This window comes from Rubidibacter lacunae KORDI 51-2 (assembly GCF_000473895.1).
Classification (GTDB): Bacteria; Cyanobacteriota; Cyanobacteriia; order Cyanobacteriales; family Rubidibacteraceae; genus Rubidibacter; species Rubidibacter lacunae.
Map to the genome: position 1 here is coordinate 1 of NZ_ASSJ01000039.1, position 3064 is coordinate 3064.

General features: G+C 50.9%; 2 protein-coding genes and 1 pseudogene. All 3 read left to right on the forward strand.

Going from position 1 to position 3064, the window contains the following annotated elements; all coding sequences use genetic code 11:
• A pseudogene (locus KR51_RS06625) lies at positions 1 to 227 on the forward strand (ABC transporter substrate-binding protein); the annotation flags it as partial.
• Between the two features lie 68 nt (positions 228 to 295).
• Entirely contained in the window at positions 296 to 1561 is a 1266-nt protein-coding gene (locus KR51_RS06630; protein ID WP_022606122.1) for an MFS transporter, read from the forward strand.
• Positions 1562 to 1626: 65 nt separating this feature from the next.
• Positions 1627 to 2766: a sucrase ferredoxin gene (locus KR51_RS06635; RefSeq protein ID WP_022606124.1), complete on the forward strand. Its 1140-nt coding sequence runs from the start codon at positions 1627 to 1629 to the stop codon at positions 2764 to 2766.
• Positions 2767 to 3064: the final 298 nt, after the last annotated feature.

Here is a 3064-nt window from a genome sequence, read left to right on the forward strand (position 1 = left end):
ATATTGCCTCCTTAACAGAAGAAGCTGTGGATACCCAAGAAATTCGGCAACAGCAACTAGCTGGGATTCAACAGGAGTGGTCGGATAGCGCGATCGCCCAATCCTTAACTGCCAGCCAAGCAGGGCGCGTTTACTTTACAACATTTTTCGAATGGAATTTCTATAATGGTCCCCTCGGTACGGAGCTAGTTTTGGAACAGTTGCGTCAATTCCTTCTAGAGAATTAGCCCTGAGATGCAATAACAGCCATCTGCTCTAACTGCTCGTCGCATATGCCGCACTCAACCTACATCTGATGCAAACATTCACGATTATTTTGTGCGGGCAGTTGGTCTCGGCGATTGGTAGTAGCATGACCTTCTTCTCTCTGACACTTTGGGCTTGGGAGAATACCGGCTCGGCTACTGCCTTAGCCTTGATTGGCCTCTTCATTCGAGTCTCGCAAGTCTCCTCAACCTATTTCGCCGGCTCCGTTGTAGACCGCTTCAATCGCAAGCACCTGATGATCCTTGGTGATGCAGTCACTGCTAGTTGTGCCTCGATCATTGGCTTGCTCTTCCTGGAACATGCTTTACAGATTTGGCACCTCTACATCATCGGTCTGGTCGTGGGAGGCTTCGGCCAAATTCAAATCCTGGCTTATCAGGCTTCCCTTTCCCTGCTCATCCCCAAGCATCAGTACACCCGCGCCGGCAGCATGGGTGCTGCTGTTTCCTATGGCTCGAGTATTATCGGTCCGGCCCTGGCTGGCATTCTCTATCCCCAGATCGGACTCTTCGGTATCGTCACTATTGATATCGCAACCTTCATGTTGGCTATTGTCATCCTTTTCTTCGTCCGCATTCCCCAACCGGAATTCACCCTAGCCGACGATTCCCAGCAATCTAACCATTCCTTTGTGACGGGCTTTCTCCATGTCTGGAAACAGCCCAGTCTGAGGGTTCTGTTAGTGGTCATGGTGTTATTCACCTTCGTCCACGACTTCGGGGGGGCACTGCAAAGTCCTATGGTTTTGGCTCGCACCGACGGTGACCCCCGCGCTCTCGCTGCCGTCTCCGCTGCGGCTGGTTTCGGTGGCGTTACCGGAGCCGTCCTCACCAGTATTTGGGGCGGCCCCAAACGCCGCATCTACGGCATGTTGGGAGGATACATTGGGGTTGGACTGAGCAAAATTATCTTTGGCTTGGGGCGGTCTCTCCCGGTCTGGGGTCCCGCTCAGTTTTGTTCGTCACTCAACTTTCCCCTCCTTGGTAGTTCCCGCGAAGCCCTTTGGATGGATAAAATTTCCCCTGAAATTCAGGGGCGCGTCTTTGCTGCTAATTCCCTAGTCACTCAAGTGGCCAGTGGCATAGCCATATTGCTAGCCGGTCCCCTCGCCGACCGCCTATTCGAGCCGGCTATGATGTCAGGAGGGCAGCTGGTTGGCTGGCTTGGTGGCAGTTTTGGTAGCGGTCCCGGTGCCGGCATGGCCATTCTATATACTCTTTGCTCCGTCAGCATTCTGCTCGTTGGGCTTGGCGGCTTTTTACTACCAAAACTCAGAACGATTGAAATTGATTAAGATGTAGAAGTTGCCTCATATTAGTTGTCGTTGCGCGTGGAACGAGTCCACACCTAAAAATACTGATGTTAGAGCAAGAGAATTTCAGCACCTGCCAGTTTTGCTCTGAGGTTTCCAAAGCCAATGGTGAAGATCCTATTGGGACAGCCGCAACGGTGGATTGTTGGCTCGTGGTAGAAATGGCTCCACCGTGGACAGAGAAGACGTTCAAAGAAGATCTCCGGATCGTACCCTTACTCGAACTTTTCAAACAACTCTTTCTCAAGCAGGGAATCGCAATCCGACCCATACTAATTGCACCCGATTTAGAATACTCTAAACCAGGATCGGGGCGAGTCATCTTCTACAAGCGCCCTCAAGCACAGTTCGCACAATTTTCTAAACAAGAATTTGTCTTACCTGAAGCAGATGTTCCACGTCTGGCAACAGCAATCCTTCGGCATCTGCTGAAACAACCTAATGAGCTCGACAGCTTTCAAGAATTTCGCCAAGAGAGCGGGCACATTCGCGAAATCCTCATTTGTACTCATGGGAATGTTGATGTAGCTTGCTCTCGATTTGGCTATCCAATTTATAAGAAATTAAGGGAAGATTATGCCGGTGAGTGGAATCCTGAAGGAAGCGAGCGCCGTATAGATCCCTTGCCAGAGCTAAGGGTTTGGCGCTGCAGCCACTTCGGCGGACATAAGTTTGCTCCCACGCTAATCGATCTGCCGGACGGTCGTTATTGGGGACATTTGGAACCCGAGATCCTCGATATATTAATTTACCGACAGGGCAATCTATCAAAGTTACGTTCGCATTACCGCGGTTGGTCTGGACTCTATAAACACGAGCAGATCGCCGAGCGCTCACTTTGGGAAAAAGAAGGATGGGATTGGCTCTCCCGGGACATTTCTGGTCGCACTAGATCGAAAGGTCTCAGAGGCATTAAACGATATTTGTACCCGCTCCTAAAGTCAATTCCTCTGAAACGCTCGCGCGCTTTCGCCGAGCTATGGACTCAGGACGCAGAATGGGCGGAGGTGCAAATTCAATGCTCCCATCCCGAACGGGAGACTCAAACAGTCTATGATGTGCGCATAGAAGCATTCGGGCAGGTCACAACGGCAGCGCGATCGTCCAAGGCTGGGAAAAATATTGAACTAGTAACCGTCCCTCAGTATCGAGTTACGCATTTATCGAATAGATTGCAACCTTTGTAGGGTAGTGTTGCAAATACTCTTACAGATAGATCGATTCCTCATTTAAAGGGTTCTGTGGTATCGGCAACTTAACCGTCCAGCACGTCAAAATGGCACTGCTTCCCTGCTGAGTTTCTGGCGTGGCGATCTATGCAGCGGTTTTCACTCCCGTTAAATCTCGCCAGCTCTCGAAGCGCTGGCACATGTGTCAGATGTCAAGGGCTTGGACGGGAAAAACGACAGAGATTGGCGAGGTGACTGTCGTTTTGTGGTTACCGGATCGTAACGACAACCCCGGATCGGCAGCGGTGTTCGTTGG

Bases quoted from the DNA above. Each gene is read 5' to 3' on its own strand.
- KR51_RS06630 (WP_022606122.1), top strand. From the start codon at position 296: ATGCAAACATTCACGATTATTTTGTGCGGGCAGTTGGTCTCGGCGATT.
- KR51_RS06635 (WP_022606124.1), top strand. From the start codon at position 1,627: ATGTTAGAGCAAGAGAATTTCAGCACCTGCCAGTTTTGCTCTGAGGTT.